The sequence below is a fragment of the Salinivibrio kushneri genome, from assembly GCF_005280275.1.
GTDB classification, from domain to species: Bacteria; Pseudomonadota; Gammaproteobacteria; order Enterobacterales; family Vibrionaceae; genus Salinivibrio; species Salinivibrio kushneri.
Map to the genome: position 1 here is coordinate 764,479 of NZ_CP040021.1, position 13,356 is coordinate 777,834.

Here is a 13,356-nt window from a genome sequence, read left to right on the forward strand (position 1 = left end):
CTTATTCTCGATGGTACGGATGATTGGTGGTGACACTCCACGCGCGGTAAAGGCTCTCTGCCATGATAACCCGAACTAATGGGTGAGGCAGAGTCAGTGGTGACAGCGACCAGCTTTGCTCCGCAGCAGCCTTACACTGTGGCGCAAGCCCCTCTGGCCCACCGATCAAAATAGCGACATCGCGGCCATCAAGTTTCCACTTTTCCAACTGATTAGCCAATTGTGGTGTGTCCCAAGGCTTGCCGGGAATATCGAGTGTCACAATGCGACTACCCCGGCTGACGGCCGCCAACATGGCGTCCCCTTCTTTTTGCAAGATGCGGGCGATATCGGCATTTTTGCTGCGCTTGCCAGCAGGGACCTCTATTAGCTCGAGTGGCATGTCTTTTGGAAAGCGGCGTTGATACTCCTCAAAGCCTTGCTCTACCCATTTGGGCATTTTATTGCCGACCGCAATCAGTTGGATTTTCATGATGGTTTAGTTCCAGAGCTTTTCCAATTGATAGAGTTGGCGTTGCTCCTCTTGCATGACGTGCACCATGACGTCACCTAAATCGACGACCACCCATTCGCTGTCATCTTGGCCTTCCGTGCCGAGCGAGTCGATATCCACTGCTTGGGCTTGTTCACACACATGCTCGGCAATAGAGGCGACATGACGGCGAGAGTTGCCGGTGCACAGCACTAAAAAGTCGGTAATGCATGATTTGTCGCGGACATCCAGGGTCACAATATCGCTGGCTTTTAACTCATCGACCTTATCGGTCACAAACTGTTTTAACTCGTTCGCTTGCAAAGAAAACCTCTGTGTTTTGCTCTTGGTTTTATCTGGGCAGTATACCACTTGCTACCGCTTTGGACACGCTAGGGCGTGAGTGGTTCGGACGCTTGGGTCATGAGTGCACAAAAATACTGCAGATCCGGCCAAGGATCGCTACCAAAGTCCGTTTTTAGCCTGATTTCTATCTGCGCCAAGCGGCGTAGCAGTGTGGTTAACCGGGCTTTATTGAGTCGATTGAGAGCGGCTGTGAGCATGGGACGACGGGTTTGCCACACACGGAACTGATCAAAGATGGCATTCAACGGCCTGCCTTTTTGTCCTTGCTCTTGAATGCTGTACAGCTGCTTAAGCTCTTTTTGAATCAGTCGCAACAGAAGTGTTGGCTCTTCCCCTTCAGCGCGAAGCTGGTCGAGTATCCGCTGCGCGCGTTGTGCCTTACCGGCTAGCAGCGCATCGGTGAGCTGGAAGGGGGTAAAGTGATGATGGCGTGACAGCGAACTTTCAATACGAGGCAAGGTGAGTGCACCATCGGGATAAAGTAGCTGCAAGATATGCAGACTTTGCACTAAGGCGAGGAGGTTTCCTTCATGCCATTGTGCTAATAGCTGTAGCGCAGGTTGATCAGGCTTTAGTCCCAAGTGACGACAGCGTTGCTCAATAAAGCGTGGTAAGTGACGAGCTTCCGGGGTGTTACACACCACGTATAAGCCGTGTTGGGCGAGCGCTGAAAACCATTTGGCGCTTTCTTGCTTTTTGTTGAGCCTTTCCCCTTGCACCAATAAGAGGATATCAGGATGCAGATAAGCGGCCAGCTCGGTAAGCTGCTTGGCTTGCGTGCTGGTGAGGCCATTGTCAGGGCAGGTAAGTTCAATAATTTGCCGAGACGCAAACAAGCTAAGTGCTTGACAGCAATCGATAACTTCTTGCCAATCTAGCTGACCATCAATGACAAATTTATGATGCTCTTCAAAACCTTGGGCGCGCGCCGCGTGTGCAATGGCATCGCGTGCTTCGAGTTTAAGTAATGGGTCGGAGCCAAAAACCAAATAAGTTTGGCGCAGCGGTTGGTTGAGCTGCTGCGCCAATTGGTCGGGATAGGTTCTCATCATTGCGCGGTGTTCGTCTCGGTTTGTCGCGTTTCGATGATAACGTCAGGCTTAGTCGGTGTTTCATCTTGCTCGAGTGTCTCCATTGCCGCTTGTTCGGCCTGTTGGCGCTCAAACTCGGCGATATCGCCTTTTAATTGGGAAAGCTGACGCATAATTTGCCGAGTGGCTTCTGTACGCATCTCCGCGACTAACTTATCTTCCTCTACAGACTTTGCCAACGCTGTCAGTGGGTTATCAAGGAAGTTACGACTCAAGGTGGTGTTATAGGTATAACTGCCTTTATCGGGTACGGTGACGCGATAACGGGCGACATAGCGAAATTCTTTCTCCGCCACACGGCTGTTTTGATAAAGCGATAGCGTTTGTTCACTATTGCTTTCCCCGAGCAAGTGGATATTAGCCACCTCCTTGGAAGGGGAGACGAGATCGACCTTGTGTTGACGCAAGGCATTTCGCATTTGTCGGGTTAACTCGCCATAAGGGTCAAAGCTGGTCAATGAGACCTTATCCACTTCATCGGGCAGATTGTAGCTGCCGCGCAAGGCAAACCCGCAAGACGCGATGGTCAAACAGACCATCGCGACAAGCAGGGAGCGAAGCATTGTCTTAAACAGATTCACTCCATCGCTCCTTGTTAGTTGGCAACAATGTTAACCAGCTTGCCAGGCACGTAAATCACCTTGCGCACGGTTTTGTCTTCGGTAAATTTCACCACGTTTTCATCTGCCATCGCTTGCGCTTCTACGGCCTCTTTCTCCGCATCTGCAGCGACGGTGATCTTGGCACGCAGTTTACCGTTGACTTGGACGATAATCAGTTTCTCATCCTCAACCATGGCTGCTTCGTCGGCCTGTGGCCACGCCGCGTCATCAATGTGAGTCTCACCGAGTGCCTGCCACATGCTAAAGCAGATATGCGGGGTGATCGGATAAAGCATGAGCACCACAGCTTTGAGGGCTTCATCAAGTACCGCACGGTCTTGCTCGCTTTGTTGTGGGGCTTTCACCAACCGGTTCATCAGCTCCATAATCGCCGCGATAGCGGTGTTAAAGGTCTGACGGCGTCCCATGTCATCACTGACTTTGGCAATGGCTTTATGCACCTCGCGGCGCAGCGCTTTTTGCTCATTATTGAGCGCGCTCGCATCCAATACCGCCACAGGCCCTTTTTGGCTGTGCTCGTAAACCAGCTTCCACACGCGACGCAAGAAGCGGTGTGACCCCTCAACCCCTGATTCTTTCCACTCTAGGGTCATATCAGCAGGTGCGGCGAACATCATGAACAGGCGTACCGTGTCGGCGCCGTATTTTTCCACCATTAATTGTGGGTCAATGCCGTTGTTTTTCGACTTCGACATCTTGGTCATGCCCGCATGGACCACGGCATTGCCTTGGCGGTCTACCGCATTAACAATTTGCCCTTTACTGTCACGTTCGACGGTCACTTCGGTTGGTGATACCCACACGCGCACGCCTTTGTCATCGGTATAGTAGAAGGCATCAGCCAGTACCATGCCTTGACACAGTAGTTGCTTAAACGGCTCATCACTATCAACCATATTTTCATCACGCAACAACTTGTGGAAGAAGCGCGAGTAGAGAAGGTGCATACAAGCGTGCTCAATGCCGCCGATATACTGATCCACAGGCAGCCAGTAGTTGGCAGCACTTGGGTCGAGCATCTGATCGGCCTGCGGCGAGCAATAGCGTGCATAATACCAAGACGATTCCATAAAGGTATCGAAGGTATCGGTTTCACGCAGTGCAGGCTTGCCTTGGTATTGGGTTTGTGCCCACTGTTTGTCTGCTTTTATCGGGCTTTGTACCCCGTCCATCACCACATCTTCTGGCAGGATCACGGGCAGTTCATCCGTCGGAACAGGTACCACTTCCCCGTCTTCGCTGTTCAGCATGGGGATAGGCGCGCCCCAATAGCGTTGGCGTGACACGCCCCAGTCACGAAGACGGAAGTTAACGGTTTTCTTGCCTTTGCCCAACGACTCGAGCTTGGCGGCAATCGCATCAAACGCGGCATCAAAGTCCAAACCATCAAATTCACCCGAGTTAAAGAGCTTGCCTGTTTCTGTATAGGCTTGCTCGGACAAATCAGGCGCATGGCCGTTTTCATCCAGGATCACCGGCTCAATATCGAGGCCGTAGTTACTGGCAAATTCAAAATCGCGTTGGTCGTGGGCAGGCACGGCCATGACCGCACCAGTACCGTAGTCCATCAGTACAAAGTTGGCGACAAAGATAGGTACGCGGCGGCCGTTTAATGGGTGCGTGGCGTACAAGCCCGTCGCCATGCCTTTTTTCTCCATGGTGGCAAGCTCTGCTTCAGCAACCTTGGTATTACGGCACTCTTGTACAAATTCAGCCAACGCTGGATTGTTTTTGGCTGCGGCATCGGCCAGTGGGTGACCGGCGGCAATCCCGACATAGGTCACACCCATCAAGGTGTCGGGACGGGTGGTGTACACATCCAGTGCCGGGTGCTCACCTTCCACGTCAAAGGTCAGCTCCACCCCTTCTGAGCGGCCAATCCAGTTGCGTTGCATGGTTTTCACCATTTCTGGCCAACCATCCAGTTTGTCGATATCTTGCAGCAGCTCTTCTGCATAATCGGTGATTTTGATAAACCACTGTGGAATTTCTTTTTGCTCGACAGGGGTGTCACAACGCCAGCAGCATCCTTCGTGCACCTGCTCGTTCGCTAACACGGTTTGGTCATTCGGACACCAGTTGACCGAGGAAGTCTTTTTGTAGACCAAGCCTTTGTTGTACAGCGTGGTGAAGAACTCTTGCTCCCAGCGGTAGTAATCTGGGCTACAAGTGGCGATTTCACGATCCCAATCGTAACCGAAGCCCAGCATTTTCAGCTGGCCTTTCATGTAATCAATGTTTTCGTAAGTCCAAGGTGCGGGGGCGGTTTTGTTCTTGATAGCGGCCCCTTCGGCTGGCAAACCAAATGCATCCCAACCAATAGGTTGCATCACATTTTTGCCTTGCAGGCGCTGATAACGCGAGATCACATCACCGATGGTATAATTACGGACATGCCCCATGTGAAGTCGACCACTGGGGTAAGGGAACATAGAAAGACAGTAAAACTTTTCTTTGTTAGGGTCTTCATGAGCCACAAAGGTTTTATTGTCATCCCAATGGGCTTGAACTTTTTGTTCAATATCTTGCGGGCTATATTGTTCTTGCATCGATGGCTTCCGAGATTCTGTGAGAAAGGTAAAACCTGAAAGAGAAATATCGTCATAGAATAACGAAAGGCAGAGACCGCAACAACACTTGAATCAGGACGGAACCATGAATAAAGAGAAAGAACCGCAACAAAGTATCATTGAGCGGGTAAAAGAGGCACTGGAAAACAGTCCAGAGGCTTTGTCTCGCTGGGTCGAGTTGTCTGATCAATACCTCAAAGCAGCCGCGGATCTGACCAAAGATGAGTGGGCGCTGATTGAGGCGTACTTCAAGCGGGATGTGAAAGCCTTTGGTGAGCAGTATGACAAATCTCAAACCGAAGAAATGGACAGTCAGGTGTTTAACGACCTGATTGCCAACTCGATTTGGGAACAACTGGCAGAAATCACTGATCGTACGCAGCTAGAGTGGCGTGAAGTCTTCGATGACCTTCAGCATCATGGTGTGTATGAAGCGGGTGAAATTGTGGGGCTGGGCGTATTGCAATGTGAGCAGTGCCAACACCAGTCACGCCATAGCCGCGTAGATGTGATTGCCCCTTGCAGCAGGTGTGGCCATCGATACTTTTCTCGCCGCCCTTATCCTGTGTAAGCCAAGCGCGGGGCTTGGCTTAGCCGAGGTGATCAACAGACCAAGGGCGAGGATAAAGGCCAGTTCTTAGTCAGACGAGGCGTTATCCTTGCCTTCAAAACGTTGGCGTTCTTCACGTTCCACTTGAGAAAGACGCGGCAGCTTCAGCCCTTGTGATTTTCCCATCCAACGCGCAAAGACAATGTTACTGGCGAACGCAAAGGTCACTAAAACCAGCTCGGTCGCGGCGAGCCAGCGCTCCCCTTCATCAACATAAATAAGAGTCAACGCGTGCAAAAAGTAAAACATCAAAATAAAGTTGGCCCACGCGTGGGTAAAGGGCTTGCCTTTCACGATCCCAGGCAGCGGGAGTAGCAGAGGAATCGTCCAGCCGATGGTCACCGCCAAGGCATTGAGGTGAGGGTGGGGCGACAATGATGCGTGCCAGATGACCACCCAGGCAATCAGGCCGAGGTTACTCAACAACGAAAGCTTACGCATTAATGCAAGCCGAGAGTCAGTCACAATTCTATCCTTTTATCCCAAGTGATGGTGAACGGTTTGTGCAAAACGTGCGAGACGTTGGCCTAAGGTTTTGGCGATTTGTTTTTCGTCGGCGATTAAAGGCTGGTTTGCATCAGCCACACTCGACGCACCATAAGGTGAACCACCGCCTTCTGTGGTGTGTAATGCGCACTCGCTATGCGGGACACCGAGCAGCATCATGCCATGATGAAGCAGCGGCACCGTCATGGTGAGCAGGGTGGTTTCTTGCCCACCATGCAACATAGAGCCAGCGCCAAATACCGCGGCAGGTTTATCAATCAGTGCACCTGATAGCCACTCACCACTGGTACTGTCGATAAACTGCTTTAAGGGCGCGGCCATATTACCAAAGCGCACCGGGCTGCCAAGCGCCAAACCGTGGCAATCCAACAAGTCTTGCCGGGTGACAAAAGGGTCTTTCGCCGTCGAGGCCGGGGTTTGACCATCAGGGTAAGCGGGTAGCTCGGGCACCGTGCGCAACACGGCTTCCACACCTTGTGCTTCGATGCCCCGCGCGACTTGTTGGGCGAGCTTGCGTGTATTCCCCGATCGACTGTAGTAAAGCACTAATACCTTTGTCATTTTATCAGCGCGAGTACGTTCTCAGGGGGGCGACCAATCACCGCCTTTTCCCCTTTTACTGCAATGGGACGTTCGACCAATTTGGGATTGTTGACCATGGCGTCGAGTAGTTGCGCCTCGTCTACTGACGCATCGCCCAAGTTCGCCGCTTTGTAGTCCGCTTCTTTGGTTCGCATCATCTCCCGAAACGAGCTGAGCCCGAGTTGCTGTTTTAACATCGATAAGGCTTCAGCAGAAAGCGGGTTGTCGAGATACTTGATAATAGTCGGCGTCACATCGTTGGACTCCAACAACTTGAGAGTTTCACGGCTTTTGGAGCAACGCGGGTTGTGGTAGAGAGTTATAGCGGTCACAACAATGATCCTTTTTGAGTGAATTAACGGTCGCTAAGCGCTTTAAAGCGGGCTTGTTGGCGACGTAGTTGATCAAGACGCGCATCATACCGTGCCTGCGCCAAGCTACCTAACTCAGCGAGCTGGGCGGCTTGGGTATAATTGCGAATGGCTTTGTCCCATTGTCCGCGTAAGGCATAACGCTCACCTTGGGCGGCCAGCTCACCGTCTCGATGCGTACCGGTACTTTCGTACGCTTGTTGTAACAAAAACCAACCGTTGCTGTCATCTGGATGCTGGTGTGTATATCGCTCCAGCATGGAGATCGCGTCGTCCCCTCGCTTGGCTTTGACGAGGGTATAGGCGCGATTGAGCAATAATACGCGGTTGTTTGGTTGATGGTTCAACGCCTGCTCGAGGCGTGATAGTGCCTGATCGTAGTGTTTCTCACCGATGTTTAAATCGGTCATCGCATCGATGAAAAATCGATTATTAGGTTGCGCCTTAATCAGTGGGGTTAATTTTTTCCGCGCATCGTCAAAACGACGCGCGTCAATATCAAGCAGCGCCATCCCGTAGTTAAGGCTTTGCTTTTCGGCCGGCGAGGCCTCTTTATGACGTCGTTCAAACCAGTCTATGGCCGAGCGACTGGCGATGCTACTATATCGTGCGACGATCCGCGCGCGCGCAAGTTGATAATCGGGCGAGACAGGTACCCGTTTTTGTGGGTATTGGCGGGCACGAGCGCGAGAGTCAGTGATCCGTGAAGCCGGTAAAGGGTGGGTGCTGAAGTACTCGGGCATTTGGCTGGCGTAACGGTACTCATCCGCCAGCCGTGAGAAAAATCGCGGCATGGCTTGCACATCAAAATCAGCACGTGCGAGGGTTTCAATTCCGACGCGGTCGGCCTCTTCTTCGTTACGGCGGGTAAAGTTTATTTGGCTTTGCATACTCCCCGCCGTTGCTGCATGAGCTGCGGCAATCCCTGCTTCAGGCGCTGCAATCGCGAGCATTAAAGAGCCGACTAAAGCGGCAACCGTTAGCGGCGAGGTTTGTGCCTGCGCTTCCATGCTGCGCGCAAGGTGGCGTTGGGTCACGTGCGCAATTTCGTGCGCCATCACCGATGCCAGTTCGCTTTCTGTCTTGGCATGCAGGAAAAGCCCAGAATGCATGGCTACATACCCGCCAAAAAAGGCAAACGCATTGATCGCTTGGTTATCGATTAAAATAAACCGAAAGGGTGTACGAACATCGTTAGCATTCGCCACCAGTCGATGACCTAAGCCGTTAATGTACTCGTTGAGCAAAGGATCGCTGATGATGGGCTTGCTGGCTCTTAGCATCCGCATATAGGCATCACCAAACTCTTTCTCTTTGGCCACCGATAAGGTACTGACGGCAGCGGTACCGATATCCGGTAAATCACTTTGGTATGACTCAACGCGGGCAGACACAGGCGCGCTCGCTAACACCCCCGCTAATGCATAACAGAGCAGGCGGCGAGCTTTGCTGCCTTTGTGAGAGCCAAGTGCGCGTGATGACATAAGTATGATGACCTTTAAATGCAGGGTGTACTTAGGTACAGACCGATAAAACCCGTTAGGGTTTCGTTGGCGTTCTATCTAATGTCCATTACAATACTGACGATAATACCGACCGGTGAGCCAGAATGGAATCTCAAACACTTGATTTGCGAGAACATGTTTGCCCAATGGCGCTATTGCTGGCAAAGCGCGCCGCCGCGTTATTGCCGTCAGGTGAGCAATTGGTGATTTTACTCGGTGATCAAGGGGCGAAAGACGATATCCCCAAGTATTTTAAACGCGAAGGCTTCAGCATGCAGTGGTTAGACACGCCAGCTTCGCGGCTACTCATCACAAAGAAATAGCGGGCTTTTTATGTTTGATATGTTACATCGCTGGTATCGGCGACGTTTTTCTGACCCACATGCGGTAAGCCTGGTGGCGATCCTCCTTTTTGGTTTTATTACCATCTACTTTTTTGGCAATTTGCTCGCCCCATTGCTGGTGGCGATCGTGATGGCCTATCTACTCGATTGGCCGGTCAATCGTCTCTGTCGGTTGGGGTTGCCCCGCGTGTTGTCAGTGCTGGTGGTATTGACTGTGTTTGTCAGCTTAACCTTGATGGCATTATTTGGGTTGGTGCCGACCATATGGAACCAAGGGGTCAGTTTGGTCGCTGATGTGCCAAATATGTTTAACAATATGCAAGCACTGATGCTGAGTTTGCCAGAACGCTACCCAGAGCTGATTAATCCGCATATGGTCAACACCTTTGTCGACACCTTGCAAAATAAAGTGCTTAACCTTGGTGAAACACTGGTAAAAGGTTCATTGGCGTCTTTGGTCAACTTAGTCGCGGTAGCGGTATACCTGATTTTGGTGCCGCTGCTGGTGTTCTTTTTGCTCAAAGACAAAGCGCAAATGCTGGCGATGTTTAAAGGCTTGTTGCCGCGTAATCGTCGTCTTGCCTCTCGAGTCGGGCATGAGATGAATCAACAGATCTCCAACTATATCCGCGGCAAAGTGACTGAAATCATTATCGTCGGGGTGACCAGCTACTTGACCTTTAGCCTGTTAGATCTTCGCTACGCGGTGCTACTCAGCGTGGCGACGGGCTTTTCTGTGCTGGTGCCTTATATCGGCGCGGCGATTGTCACCCTGCCGATAGCGATTGTTGCTTTGTTCCAGTGGGGACTCGAGCCTGGCTTTTGGTATGTGATGATCGCCTATGGTGTTATCCAAGCGCTGGATGGCAATGTGCTCGTCCCCGTGCTTTTTTCAGAAGCGGTGAATTTACATCCCGTCGCCATCATAATAGCCGTACTGGTTTTCGGTGGACTCTGGGGCTTTTGGGGGGTATTTTTTGCTATTCCATTGGCGACCTTAGTGAAAGCGGTGTGGCAAGCGCTGCCGGTGATTGAGCTGGATGACGATCCCAAGGCAGAGATTGAGTGATCCATCTTGTTTTCACGCCCCTAATTAAAGGGGCTGAGCGGCAGGTAAACATCGACACGCCGTGATCAGTTTGGCCCATAGAAGTAGTAATGAGAACAGGGTTGGCATGGCAGAACACAGGCAAGAAAAAACGCAAGTAGAAAAGTTTCGCGTCGCGGTGATAGGTGGCGGTGTTGCAGGAACCACAGCAGCAATGCGCTTGGCTGAGCGCGGCGTGGATACCCAGGTGTTTGAAGCGGGCACCGGCTTGGTCAGTGGGCCGCCGATTTGTCATCTGCACGCGGGCGGCAATTTGTATCGTGAAATCTCGCTCGATCAATGCCTGATCTTACTTGAACAGTCGGTAGCCACGGTGCGCATGTATCCGCATTCGGTTAATCGTCGACCGACAGTCCTTGCTGTTCCTCAGCAAGACCCAGGCTCGCTCGACAGTGTGATTGCACGTTTAGAAACCCTGCGCGAGCGCTACGCGCAATTGGTTGAACTGGATAGCGATAATAAAGTCATGGGCGAGCCGAGCGATTATTTCCGTTTGTATCAGCAAGAGGAATTGGAAGCACTGCGCGCTCAAAACTATCAAAGCGTGACCGATGCCGCGGACCAGTGGATGTGGCCTGTCGCGCAATCGCTCGATTTAAGTGCAATGAAATACCCTCTGGTGCTGGTGCAAGAATACGGGCTTAGCGTCTTTCGCCTAGCAGCGGAAGCGCAATTGACCCTTGCTGACGCGCCGCATTGTCAGCTTAATTTCAATCACAAAGTGATGGATACTCAGCCCATCTCGTCAGGGTGGCGGGTAACCTATCAAGACCAGACTGGCCAGATACAAAGCACTGAGGTTGATTATCTGATCAATGCGGCTGGATTCCGTACGGGCACGATCGATGATATGGCCGGGTTTGGTCGCAAGCGTTTGGTGGAATACAAAGCCGCGTATATCGCGCACTGGACAAGCACCGAATATCAATGGCCAGAGATTATTGTCCATGGCCAGCGGGGCACGCCACAAGGGATGGCACAATTGACCCCTTACCCGGATGGTTTTTTCCAACTGCATGGCATGACCCAAGATGTTACCTTGTTTGAGCGTGGTTTAGTGAAAAGCTCTGCGGAGTCGGCGCAACCGACTGTCGATGCACGTTATGTGAAAAACATCGATAAAGGCTGGGACTGGCAAGAAGTGTGTGAACGCACTGATCGCGCGATTGACCACTTTGGCCAGTGGTTACCGGCATTTAAGCAGGCGGAAGTCGGCGGCAAACCCTTGTGTGGTGCGCAGCAAATCCCCGGGGATGATCCTTCCTTACGTGCCTCGGATGTGTCGTTTGATGGTGAGCGTTATGCACGCTTTGAAATTGTTAAAGCGTCGTCGGCGCTGACGGCCATCAATAAAGTACTGGCGCAATTTGAAGATGCGGGTTGGATCTCGCCTACCTCTTATCAGCCACTGTCGCGCCCCAACACCGCGAAAATAATCTATACCGCTTGCGAGCTTGCGATACGCCGCGGATATCCGGAGGCGTTGGCAAAGCCTGTCGGTTAATCATACAAAAAAGCGCACGGTGGCCGTGCGCTTCTAGTCTGTAGGCTGCTCTGCCCCCAACGCTAACGTGGACTGACGTTACGCTTGGTTTAAGTAATCAAGTACCACTTGGTGGTGGTCCTTGGTTTTAAACTTATTGAACACATGTTCTATCTTACCGTCTTTGCCGACCAAAAAGCTTAGACGATGAATCCCATCGTATTCTTTGCCCATGAATTTTTTCGGTCCCCAGACACCGAACGCATCGGCGACGGCATGATCTTCATCGCTCAACAGCGTGAAGTTAAGTGCATCACGTTCAACAAAGCGGGCCAGTTTTTTCACCGGATCGGGGCTTATGCCAAGCACCACGGTGTCAAGTGCATCCAACTCAGCTTTGGTATCGCGTAATGAGCAGGCCTGCGTTGTACAGCCCGGTGTCATCGCCTTTGGGTAGAAATAAACCAGAACACGTTTGTCGCCTTTGAATTGGCTAAGCGTGACGGTGTCGCCATTTTGGTCTTGCAGTGAAAAATCGGGCGCTTGGGCGCCTTCGGTGATTGTTTGCATGCGCTGCGTTTCCTTTTTGTCGGTCAACCGAATCCACGATGATAGAGGGTGCTCGAGATTACGCAAGTTTTTGATAATAGGATCACTGACTTGACAGGATTTGACTGCCCATTGACGCAGGCTCCCCCCTTCTTCGATTATAACGTTAAGACACATTGTCTATCGATGAAAAAATGTCGATTAAGACATGCCTAGACGCAGGGTTATTCTTGTGTTTGCCCAGCGCCAAAAGTAACATTGCAAGCATCACTAATAAGGGAGACGAACATGGTTTCTGGAAGCATTGTGGCGCTCGTCACACCAATGGATGCACACGGCGAAGTTGATTACGTTAGCCTGGAAAAACTGGTCGAGTTTCATATCCAATCGGGCACTGATGCGATTGTCGCAGTGGGCACGACGGGTGAGTCGTCGACAGTAACCGTGGATGAGCACATTAAAGTTGTGCTAAAAACCTTGGAATTTGCTAATGGGCGTATTCCGGTTATCGCGGGAACTGGTGCCAATGCCACCCACGAAGCCATCACTTTCAGTAAAATGTTTGCTGGCTCGGGCGTGGCGGCCTGTCTAAGCGTGACCCCTTATTACAACAAACCGACCCAGGAAGGCTTGTTCCAGCATTACAAAGCCATTGCTGAAGCCACTGACCTGCCGCAAATTTTATATAATGTCCCCGGGCGTACGGCGGTCGATATTCAACCGGAGACAGTGGCGCGATTGGCTGAGTTTGACAATATTATTGGTCTTAAAGATGCAACTGCTGATGTAAGCCGAGTCGCGATCCATCGGGAACTTTGTGGCGATGATTTCCTCTTATTCAGTGGCGATGATTTAACGGGCCTAGATTTTGTCTTGGCTGGGGGGCATGGCGTTATCTCTGTGACCAATAATGTGGCAGCGGCGCAAATGGCGAAAATGATCAAACTGGCGCGCGCGGGTGACGCAGAGCAAGCACATGCCATCAACGAAACCTTGATCCCCCTACATCGCCACCTGTTTGACGAAGCCAATCCGATCCCAGTGAAGTGGGCAGTCCGCGAAATGGGCTTGATTGCGGATGGACACCTTCGTCTGCCATTAACTGAATTAAGCGAGCACTTGCGTCCAGATGTGCGAGAAGCACTGCGTGTAGCAGGTGCGGTGTAAGCCGTTGG

At 51.6% G+C, this 13,356-nt stretch carries 15 protein-coding genes; 5 read left to right on the forward strand and 10 right to left on the reverse strand.

Going from position 1 to position 13,356, the window contains the following annotated elements; all coding sequences use genetic code 11:
• Position 1: 1 nt before the first annotated feature.
• From rlmH to leuS, 5 genes are all read right to left on the reverse strand, one after another.
• Positions 2-472 carry a 23S rRNA (pseudouridine(1915)-N(3))-methyltransferase RlmH gene (gene rlmH / locus FCN78_RS03695; protein WP_069361124.1) on the reverse strand — a complete coding sequence of 157 codons (471 nt, stop codon included), beginning with the start codon at positions 470-472 and terminating at the stop codon, positions 2-4.
• A gap of 6 nt (positions 473-478) precedes the next feature.
• Positions 479-796 carry a ribosome silencing factor gene (gene rsfS, locus FCN78_RS03700; protein WP_046073734.1) on the reverse strand — a complete coding sequence of 106 codons (318 nt, stop codon included), beginning with the start codon at positions 794-796 and terminating at the stop codon, positions 479-481.
• Positions 797-864: 68 nt separating this feature from the next.
• Complete coding sequence (holA, locus tag FCN78_RS03705; RefSeq protein WP_077457020.1) at positions 865-1,887, reverse strand: DNA polymerase III subunit delta; 1,023 nt, start codon at positions 1,885-1,887, stop codon at positions 865-867.
• Positions 1,887-2,510, reverse strand: coding sequence for an LPS-assembly lipoprotein LptE (locus tag FCN78_RS03710; protein WP_235607537.1), 624 nt, complete (start codon positions 2,508-2,510; stop codon positions 1,887-1,889). Before FCN78_RS03710 ends, holA begins: the two co-directional genes overlap by 1 nt.
• 14 nt (positions 2,511-2,524) lie before the next feature.
• Positions 2,525-5,101 carry a leucine--tRNA ligase gene (gene leuS, locus FCN78_RS03715; RefSeq protein WP_077658796.1) on the reverse strand — a complete coding sequence of 859 codons (2,577 nt, stop codon included), beginning with the start codon at positions 5,099-5,101 and terminating at the stop codon, positions 2,525-2,527.
• Between the two features lie 106 nt (positions 5,102-5,207).
• On the opposite strand from leuS, the gene FCN78_RS03720 reads away from it, so the two are divergent.
• Positions 5,208-5,693, forward strand: a complete 486-nt coding sequence (locus FCN78_RS03720; protein WP_077658797.1) for a zinc ribbon-containing protein — start codon at positions 5,208-5,210, stop codon at positions 5,691-5,693.
• 66 nt (positions 5,694-5,759) lie between these two features.
• Here FCN78_RS03720 and FCN78_RS03725 read toward each other — a convergent pair whose 3' ends face one another.
• The 4 genes from FCN78_RS03725 to bepA are packed head-to-tail and all read right to left on the reverse strand — an operon-like array spanning position 5,760 to position 8,676.
• Positions 5,760-6,173 carry a DUF2069 domain-containing protein gene (locus tag FCN78_RS03725; protein ID WP_069361120.1) on the reverse strand — a complete coding sequence of 138 codons (414 nt, stop codon included), beginning with the start codon at positions 6,171-6,173 and terminating at the stop codon, positions 5,760-5,762.
• A 36-nt stretch (positions 6,174-6,209) separates the two neighbouring features.
• On the reverse strand, positions 6,210-6,800 hold the full coding sequence (gene wrbA, locus FCN78_RS03730; protein ID WP_077658798.1) for an NAD(P)H:quinone oxidoreductase: 591 nt from the start codon (positions 6,798-6,800) through the stop codon (positions 6,210-6,212).
• Positions 6,797-7,153 (reverse strand): arsenate reductase (glutaredoxin), encoded by a 357-nt coding sequence (gene arsC, locus FCN78_RS03735; protein WP_077658799.1) that lies wholly within the window; start codon positions 7,151-7,153, stop codon positions 6,797-6,799. Before arsC ends, wrbA begins: the two co-directional genes overlap by 4 nt.
• A gap of 23 nt (positions 7,154-7,176) precedes the next feature.
• On the reverse strand, positions 7,177-8,676 hold the full coding sequence (bepA, locus tag FCN78_RS03740) for a beta-barrel assembly-enhancing protease (RefSeq protein WP_077658800.1): 1,500 nt from the start codon (positions 8,674-8,676) through the stop codon (positions 7,177-7,179).
• 125 nt (positions 8,677-8,801) lie between these two features.
• Between bepA and FCN78_RS03745 the strand changes: the two genes are divergently transcribed.
• The 3 genes from FCN78_RS03745 to FCN78_RS03755 all read left to right on the forward strand — a co-directional run bounded on the left by FCN78_RS03745 (position 8,802) and on the right by FCN78_RS03755 (position 11,653).
• Positions 8,802-9,020: a sulfurtransferase TusA family protein gene (locus FCN78_RS03745; protein WP_069361117.1), complete on the forward strand. Its 219-nt coding sequence runs from the start codon at positions 8,802-8,804 to the stop codon at positions 9,018-9,020.
• 10 nt (positions 9,021-9,030) lie between these two features.
• Complete coding sequence (locus FCN78_RS03750) at positions 9,031-10,110, forward strand: AI-2E family transporter (protein WP_069361116.1); 1,080 nt, start codon at positions 9,031-9,033, stop codon at positions 10,108-10,110.
• A 106-nt stretch (positions 10,111-10,216) separates the two neighbouring features.
• The gene (locus FCN78_RS03755; RefSeq protein WP_077658801.1) at positions 10,217-11,653 is read left to right on the forward strand and encodes an FAD-dependent oxidoreductase; all 1,437 of its coding nucleotides are present in this window, start codon (positions 10,217-10,219) and stop codon (positions 11,651-11,653) included.
• Between the two features lie 78 nt (positions 11,654-11,731).
• On the opposite strand, the gene bcp is transcribed toward FCN78_RS03755, so the two are convergent.
• Positions 11,732-12,202 carry a thioredoxin-dependent thiol peroxidase gene (gene bcp, locus FCN78_RS03760; RefSeq protein WP_046073724.1) on the reverse strand — a complete coding sequence of 157 codons (471 nt, stop codon included), beginning with the start codon at positions 12,200-12,202 and terminating at the stop codon, positions 11,732-11,734.
• A 267-nt stretch (positions 12,203-12,469) separates the two neighbouring features.
• Here bcp and dapA point away from each other — a divergent pair, with 267 nt between their 5' ends.
• Entirely contained in the window at positions 12,470-13,348 is an 879-nt protein-coding gene (gene dapA, locus FCN78_RS03765; protein ID WP_077658802.1) for a 4-hydroxy-tetrahydrodipicolinate synthase, read from the forward strand.
• The last annotated feature ends 8 nt before the right edge of the window (positions 13,349-13,356 follow it).

Excerpts from the sequence above, each read along its gene's own strand:
- FCN78_RS03725 (WP_069361120.1), bottom strand. The coding sequence starts at position 6,173 with ATGCGTAAGCTTTCGTTGTTGAGTAACCTCGGCCTGATTGCCTGGGTG.
- holA (WP_077457020.1), bottom strand. The coding sequence starts at position 1,887 with ATGAGAACCTATCCCGACCAATTGGCGCAGCAGCTCAACCAACCGCTG.
- bcp (WP_046073724.1), bottom strand. The coding sequence starts at position 12,202 with ATGCAAACAATCACCGAAGGCGCCCAAGCGCCCGATTTTTCACTGCAA.
- FCN78_RS03750 (WP_069361116.1), top strand. The coding sequence starts at position 9,031 with ATGTTTGATATGTTACATCGCTGGTATCGGCGACGTTTTTCTGACCCA.
- rlmH (WP_069361124.1), bottom strand. The coding sequence starts at position 472 with ATGAAAATCCAACTGATTGCGGTCGGCAATAAAATGCCCAAATGGGTA.
- bepA (WP_077658800.1), bottom strand. The coding sequence starts at position 8,676 with ATGTCATCACGCGCACTTGGCTCTCACAAAGGCAGCAAAGCTCGCCGC.
- dapA (WP_077658802.1), top strand. The coding sequence starts at position 12,470 with ATGGTTTCTGGAAGCATTGTGGCGCTCGTCACACCAATGGATGCACAC.
- FCN78_RS03755 (WP_077658801.1), top strand. The coding sequence starts at position 10,217 with ATGGCAGAACACAGGCAAGAAAAAACGCAAGTAGAAAAGTTTCGCGTC.
- FCN78_RS03745 (WP_069361117.1), top strand. The coding sequence starts at position 8,802 with ATGGAATCTCAAACACTTGATTTGCGAGAACATGTTTGCCCAATGGCG.
- wrbA (WP_077658798.1), bottom strand. The coding sequence starts at position 6,800 with ATGACAAAGGTATTAGTGCTTTACTACAGTCGATCGGGGAATACACGC.
- FCN78_RS03720 (WP_077658797.1), top strand. The coding sequence starts at position 5,208 with ATGAATAAAGAGAAAGAACCGCAACAAAGTATCATTGAGCGGGTAAAA.
- leuS (WP_077658796.1), bottom strand. The coding sequence starts at position 5,101 with ATGCAAGAACAATATAGCCCGCAAGATATTGAACAAAAAGTTCAAGCC.